Genomic DNA, 6,393 nt, shown 5'->3' on the forward strand with positions numbered 1-6,393 from the left:
AGCGTGGTGCTGAGGCCCTTCAGATTGTTTGTGCGCAGTCTTGTGAGCGCCGCTAGAAGGGGCATCTTCTGCAAGGGTGCTCACAATGGACGACCATTCGGACGACATAAGACGACCATCCCCGCGTATCGAAGTGTATGCTGGCGCAGGTCGAAAGCGCTGGCCAGACGATCTGAAGGCACGGATTGCCGCGGAAAGCTTCGAGCCGGGCACGATTGTCACAGATGTCGCCCGCCGCCATGGCTGCCGGCCCCAGCAGGTGAATGACTGGCGGCGTCGAGCGCGTTTGGGCCAGTTGGTGCTGCCGGCTTCGGCTGATAACTTATCGTTTGTGCCTTTGGTGTCGGAATCGACGCTACCGGCGGCTGCGGAGCCCTCTATATCGGCGGAAGCAGCTGTTGTTATGGTCGAGTTCCAGGGGGCACGGATAGAGGTACGCGGGACGCCTGGCCTTGCGGTACTAAGTGACCTGGTCACGGCTCTGCGACGGACACGTTCATGCTGACGCCATCCACGGGCCTCACGATTTATGTTGCGACCCAACCTGTGGACTTCAGAAAGGGTGCGGATGGCTTGCCGCTCTTGGCGAAGGAGACGCTTGGCCAAGACCCGATGAAGGGTGTGGCGATGGTCTTCCGTGCGAAGCGCGCCGATCGCGTGAAGACTGTCGTCTGGGATGGTACCGGCCTGGTGATGTACTGGAAGCGGCTCGATAGCAGCGGCTTCAAATGGCCTCCCACCGTGGCCGGCATGATGCGGATGATTGCCGCGCAGTTGTCTGCGCTTCTGGCCGGCATGGATTGGACGCGCATGCACGCACCTCAAATCCCGCAACCGAAAGCACTTGCGTAGGGAATAAAATCTTCGCTGCATCAAGGCGCGAAGCATGGCAGACTCGGGCCAATGAGTGATTTGCCTGATGAGCTGCCGAGCGATCCAGCCGAGTTGCGTGCCTTTGCCGCGGCTCTGCTGGATCGCTGCGCCAGGCTCGAACGGTTGCTCAAGCTTGCGAAAGATGCGCAGTTCGGTCGATCGTCGGAAAAGCTGGACGCTGATCAGCTACAGCTTGTTCTGGAGGACATCGAAGAGACCGTCGCGGCTCTCGAAGCAGCCGAGGATCGCTCCAATCCCAGAGCCTGCGAGAAGAGAAATACCGAGCGCAGAGCCAACCGTGGTCAGCTTCCGGAGCATTTGCCGCGCATCGTCGAAACCCTGATGCCGGCTGAAACCTGTTGCCCGTCTTGCAAAGGCGATCTCTTTGAGATTGGTCGCGATGAGAGTCAGAGGCTCGACGTCGTTCCGGTGCAATACCGGGTGATTGTGACCCGCCGACCCAAACTGGCCTGCCGCGCCTGTCATGGCGTCGTCCTCCAGCACGCTGCTCCCGAGCGACTGATCAGGGGAGGACTGCCCACCGAGCGGCTCGTCGCGCAAGTGATCGACGCCAAGTATCATTGGCATTTGCCGCTTTACCGCCAGGCGCAGATGCTGGCGACGCACGGTATCGCCATCGACCGTTCGACGCTCGCCTTCTGGGTCGGCTATGCCGCCCAGGAATTGAAGCCCTTGTGGCATCGTCTGCGCCAGCTTCTGCTCGCCTCTCCGATATCGTTCAGAGACAGGCGCCAAGGCGATCCATTATCTCTATGACTTCGGCGACAGCTGGATCCATGTGATCAAACTCGAAAAATGGTTCGACAACACGACGATAGAGGGACTTCTCCTCCTGCTCGAGGCCGCCGGTCGTTGTCCTCCGGAGGACGTCGGCGGTGCGCCAGCCTCTGCCGAATACCTCGACGCCATCAGCGACCCCACCCATCCGGAGCACGAACACATGCGCCTCTGGGGGCCCGAACACTTCGATCCCAACGTCATCGACAGCAAGGCCCTCGAGGCCGCCGTCAACGCTTTGTCCGAAATTTGGAAGCCGCGGCGCCGCGTCACGCGCTCAAAATAGGCGTCAAGCACCAATCAAAAAGGGGAGCTACGCTTACGATAGGACTATGGGGATGTGAATCGGCGCAGGGGTCAGGCTGTTGCAGATATCGGCAGTAACGCTGTGAAGGAATTAAGAAAAGCCAGTGGAAATGGGGTCAGCATCGGCGCCGATCGTGACCCCATCCCGACGCAGATTCCTTTGTTCGCCAAAAGGAATTGCTGGCGTTAGTTCAAGTGGTTCAGTTCGGCCCCGATTCACAGGCCGGGCGTTTGACGCCCAGGCTGGTCATCCGTACCCGGCGAATCCGTAGTTCTGGACGACTTCTCCAAATTTTGGACGGCGCTTTTGATAGTCTCCGCAGGCCTGTTCCTGCGGAGCGGATAACACATTGGAAGAACTATTGAAAATGGCGCTTCCCGAGCCGCTTCGTTACTGGTGCGTTGCGGTTTGATGAAATAACCATTGGTGTTGGATGAAGCGTCAAAGAGGTTTTTCCAAACTGCAAACCCGATGGGGATAGTCGTGGTGCGTTGTTGGCGGTTGACGCCTCGGGGATGGTCGTACGGTACGAGCCGGGAAGCATCCCGGAGGCTCACTTTCGGAGACGGGCATGGCTAAAGCCACGCAAAAGCGAGAACCGAACCTGGCGAGGATCGCCGTAGGGATGGGCGGAATCCTATCTCAGTCCGAGACCGTTGTTCGAGCCTTTGGCCGGGAGCGGGGGTTTGTCCTCATGCTGCTCGCGGTCCTGGCTGGCGTCTTGGTCTCCCTCTGTACGCTTCTTTTTCTTACCAATGGCATCGTCAGACATTTCGGTTGAGTAGTGGGGATTACGGTTGTGAGAACCTACCTGCCGCAACCGGTTTTGATAGATTGGCGTCCCGGTGATTTGCTGCACCCCATGGATATCCGATGGTCAAGCCCACAGAGGTGAAGCTCCGCGAGTTTTTGAAGAACAGCAACCTGGCCGTACCGAAGAGTCCGCCGTGGATACACAGCACCGCTTCGAGCAACCTGATTCCGATCTTGAATGAAGAGAAGCTTCTCGCGGTGAAGTGCAACGTCTTCCAGGGCGAAAAGCTCTGCTATCTGTTCGTCGGTCGTGCTGCCTATAAGGGCAAGGATGCGCTGAACCCGGAACCGTGGCAGCTGCCGACCGTGTTCGTGATGCGCTTCAGCAATCCGCCACCCTTGAAGCGGATACATCCCTTCGATACGGGCGCCTTCGAGCGGGGAAGGATGCCGGATTACCTGACGACCTTCAAACTGGAGGACTTCAACGTCGGCACCGATCAAGACCAGATCGGCCGGCTTATCTCCCTGTATTTCGAAACACCGCGCCGGTACGTCGATCGGGACGCGAACGATCAGAAGAAGCTCAAGGAGGAGCATCTTCTCAACATGAGCCATTCCAGGGTGCTCGCGGTTTCTAAGCTGTACAAGGAGGGGTCGACTAAGGATTGTGACGATCGCGCCGCGGTGATCGAACTTCAGGTGGAAGCGGATATCCCGCTGAAGAAAGAGAACTTGCTGGGCGTCGTCGTCCCAGAAGAATTCCAGCGGACGCCTGGTGTCACTGAGGCCCTGAAGGAACTGACAAACGTAATCGAAACCTATCGGTTGCTGCCACTGAATGTCAGCCAACACTGCGGACTGATTTATGAGTGCGTGGAGCAGGTCTACAAGCGGGCAGGGATCAACCTTTGACGCCTGACGCCCTGGCAGTCTCCGCTGCAATTCGACTGTCGCCGGTCGACTCAATCGGCGTGCCGATCTTTTGGGCCGGGAACTCGATGTATCTTCCCGAGATGGATGCTGACTTCAACATCAGTGCCTTCTTGCACTTCGATAACGCCGACGGGTACGAGTTGACCGGGCTGATTCCGGACACCTACCGGCAACGGCTTTTCCGGATTGGAGATCCTGCGCCCATCATCTTTTGGGTAGACCAGGCCCCGTACATTGTTGAAGGCGATGCCGAGAAAGCAAAGTTAGAGGAAATCTTCGGCACCCGGGCGCGAACCCACCCGGTCCTGAAGGACCTCGGGGGGATGTTGCACGATGCCCGGACGGGAGTGTTCAAACGCCAGCAGGAGGAGTGGCTGGCGCGGGAGTTGGAGGTTGCCTATGGCGATGTGTTCCTGGAGCCGCCAAGCCGGACGAAGTATTGGATACACCGCTACAGGGTAGCCCTCGAAAACGCCCGAAAGCTCACGCAGCCTCCCCACCCCATTGATGTGCGGTTGCGGCGCGCCTCAACGGAATGGTTGGAGAAGTTCGCCACCAAGACCGAACTGCCTATGATCTCGGCCCTTCTGGGCGAAGCATCCCAAGGCGTTTATTCGGTGCGCCAGATTGCCGAGATCATGTTTGCTTACCTGAGCAACAAGTTATCAGCGGCCCGTCCGGTCGAGATCAATAAGATCACCAGCGACCAGACCGTCCGAGCACTGTTTCCTCACGGCATGTACGACTTCTATATCCAGGACGGGTGGCCCCATGCGCCGTTTCAGTATGGCAAGCTCGACTTTGTCGATCTGATGAAGGAACGGCTGGTGCAGGGGAGCGAAAGCTGGACGTGGGCGCCAGCTCTGCAGCTCGCCAAGCTCCTGTTCGGCGATAAAGACGTTCCTCCCGAAGTCGAGGATGTCGCGATGATCTACATGCGGCCGATCCTCACAGACTACAAAAGGTTGCTGGATGAACTTGCTAACCAGTACACATACAAGGGTGAACCGATCTCCAGCGAAGGCATTCTAGAGCGCTCAAACGAAGTCCTTGACCTGTTCGACCGCATTCAGGAGTTGGGCCGCGTAATCGTTGGTGCTGACCGCGATAAGGCTCAAATGATGGACGGACGCTTTCAGGTTAGTGAGAGCCAGGTCAGGTGGTACCGGGCATTTTTGGAAAGCTGATCGAGACATGAAGGTCTTCTGGGCTTGGCAATCTGACCATCCGGGCGAAATCTCTCGTGATGTTATGCCCACCGCGGTTGAGGTGAACCGCCCCGGGTTTGCCGGAGGCCATTTGGTTTAAGTTATGCCGCCATGGCGGGTTGTTCCAGCATGGCGTAGTAGCGTTGCTCGGCTTCGGCCGGCGGTATGTTGCCGATGGGCTCGAGGAGCCTTCGGTTGTTGAACCAGTCCACCCATTCCAGCGTCGCGAACTCGACGGCTTCGAAGCTGCGCCATGGTCCGCGCCGATGGATCACTTCGGCCTTGTAAAGGCCGTTGATGGTTTCGGCGAGAGCGTTGTCATAGGAATCTCCGACGCTGCCGACAGAAGGCTCGACACCAGCTTCAGCCAAGCGCTCGGTGTACTTAATGGAGACGTATTGGGCGGCCTCTGTCGCTGTGGTGCACGAGCCCGCCACGATCGGCCGGCCGTCGATCATGCAGTGCCTGCTCCAGCGCATCGAGCACGAAGCCTGCGTGCGCCGTGCGCGAGGCTCGCCAGCCCACGATCCTGCGGGCATAGGCGTCGATCACAAAGGCGACGTAGACAAAGCCCGTCCAGGTCGCGACATATGTGAAGTCGGAGAGCCAGAGAACGTTCGGCCTTGGTGCCTTGAACTGGCGATTGACGTGATCCAGCGGGCATGGCGCGGCCTTGTCGCTGATCGTGGTCTTGACCGGTTTGCCGCGGATAACCCCTTGCAAACCCATGTCCCGCATCAGTCGCGACACCGTGCAACGGGCGACATCGAAGCCTTCGCGCTTGAGCTGGCGCCAGACCTTGCGCACGCCGTACACGGAGAAGTTTTGATCGAAGACGCGCCGAACCTCGATCTTCAGCGCGGCGTCCTGCCTAGCGCGCGCCGACAGCTTGGCGGGATCGCGCCGCTTGGCCACATGGGCGTGGTAGGTCGAGGGGGCGATCGGCAACACCTTGCAGATCGGCTCGACCCCATGCGCCCCACGATGATCGTCGATGAAGGCGATCATGGCTTGGACCGGCGGTCGAGCTCCGCCATCGCAAAATAGGCGCTTGCCTTGCGCAGGATCTCGTTGGCTTGCCTAAGCTCGCGGTTCTCCCGTTCGAGCGCCTTCAGCTTCTCGGCCGTGTCGGTCGGAACGCCGGCCCGCTGCCCGCTATCGACCTCGGCCTTCTTGACCCAGTCATGCAGCGTCTGCGGTGTGCAGCCGATCTTGGCAGCAATCGATGTCACCGCCGCCCAGCGGGACGGATGCTCGCTGGCGTGCCTGGGATATCGCGTCGGCGCTCCCGTTGGCTACGGCCTCCGCCGCATGATGGTCGACGAAAGCGAGCATCCGAAGGGCTTCCTTGAGAAGGGCCAGTTCAAGGCTCTGCAATCGGATCGCGTTCGACTGCAGCACGGCTCCGCCGAGGAGGCATGCGCGTTTCGCGGCATCGTGAGCACGGATTTCAGCGCATCGTGAGCAACGATTTCAGAGGATCGTGAGCAGCGATTTCAGGCGATCGTGAGCAACGTT

Annotated in this window: 7 protein-coding genes, 2 pseudogenes and 1 other annotated feature; of the genes and pseudogenes, 8 read left to right on the forward strand and 1 reads right to left on the reverse strand. The window is 59.2% G+C overall.

The genetic code is table 11. The features are described from left to right. Nucleotides 1-106: 106 nt before the first annotated feature. The 7 genes and pseudogenes from IVB50_RS42365 to IVB50_RS03485 all read left to right on the forward strand — a co-directional run bounded on the left by IVB50_RS42365 (nucleotide 107) and on the right by IVB50_RS03485 (nucleotide 4,854). Nucleotides 107-505, forward strand: coding sequence for a transposase (locus IVB50_RS42365; RefSeq protein WP_346283352.1), 399 nt, complete (start codon nucleotides 107-109; stop codon nucleotides 503-505). Then, nucleotides 499-852 carry an IS66 family insertion sequence element accessory protein TnpB gene (gene tnpB / locus IVB50_RS03460; RefSeq protein ID WP_247294354.1) on the forward strand — a complete coding sequence of 118 codons (354 nt, stop codon included), beginning with the start codon at nucleotides 499-501 and terminating at the stop codon, nucleotides 850-852. The genes IVB50_RS42365 and tnpB overlap by 7 nt, the downstream gene beginning before the upstream one ends. Before the next feature lie 51 nt (nucleotides 853-903). Further along, nucleotides 904-1,602: pseudogene (locus IVB50_RS03465) on the forward strand (transposase); the annotation flags it as partial. Between the two features lie 70 nt (nucleotides 1,603-1,672). Beyond that, nucleotides 1,673-1,957 carry a plasmid pRiA4b ORF-3 family protein gene (locus tag IVB50_RS03470; protein ID WP_247294356.1) on the forward strand — a complete coding sequence of 95 codons (285 nt, stop codon included), beginning with the start codon at nucleotides 1,673-1,675 and terminating at the stop codon, nucleotides 1,955-1,957. 592 nt (nucleotides 1,958-2,549) lie between these two features. Then, entirely contained in the window at nucleotides 2,550-2,759 is a 210-nt protein-coding gene (locus tag IVB50_RS03475) for a hypothetical protein (protein ID WP_247294358.1), read from the forward strand. 92 nt (nucleotides 2,760-2,851) lie between these two features. Beyond that, the gene (locus IVB50_RS03480; protein ID WP_247294360.1) at nucleotides 2,852-3,646 is read left to right on the forward strand and encodes a hypothetical protein; all 795 of its coding nucleotides are present in this window, start codon (nucleotides 2,852-2,854) and stop codon (nucleotides 3,644-3,646) included. Further along, nucleotides 3,643-4,854 carry a hypothetical protein gene (locus tag IVB50_RS03485; protein WP_247294362.1) on the forward strand — a complete coding sequence of 404 codons (1,212 nt, stop codon included), beginning with the start codon at nucleotides 3,643-3,645 and terminating at the stop codon, nucleotides 4,852-4,854. Before IVB50_RS03480 ends, IVB50_RS03485 begins: the two co-directional genes overlap by 4 nt. Before the next feature lie 122 nt (nucleotides 4,855-4,976). On the opposite strand, the pseudogene IVB50_RS03490 reads toward IVB50_RS03485, so the two are convergent. Next, a pseudogene (locus tag IVB50_RS03490) lies at nucleotides 4,977-6,134 on the reverse strand (IS3 family transposase); the annotation flags it as partial. Beyond that, nucleotides 5,809-5,925 (reverse strand) — a sequence feature (AL1L pseudoknot). It overlaps the preceding pseudogene by 117 nt. A gap of 52 nt (nucleotides 6,135-6,186) precedes the next feature. Between IVB50_RS03490 and IVB50_RS03495 the strand changes: the two are divergent. Continuing rightward, on the forward strand, nucleotides 6,187-6,339 hold the full coding sequence (locus IVB50_RS03495) for a hypothetical protein (RefSeq protein WP_247294364.1): 153 nt from the start codon (nucleotides 6,187-6,189) through the stop codon (nucleotides 6,337-6,339). Nucleotides 6,340-6,393 lie beyond the last annotated feature (54 nt).

Source organism: Bradyrhizobium sp. 87 (genome assembly GCF_023073015.1).
Classification (GTDB): Bacteria; Pseudomonadota; Alphaproteobacteria; order Rhizobiales; family Xanthobacteraceae; genus Bradyrhizobium; species Bradyrhizobium canariense_D.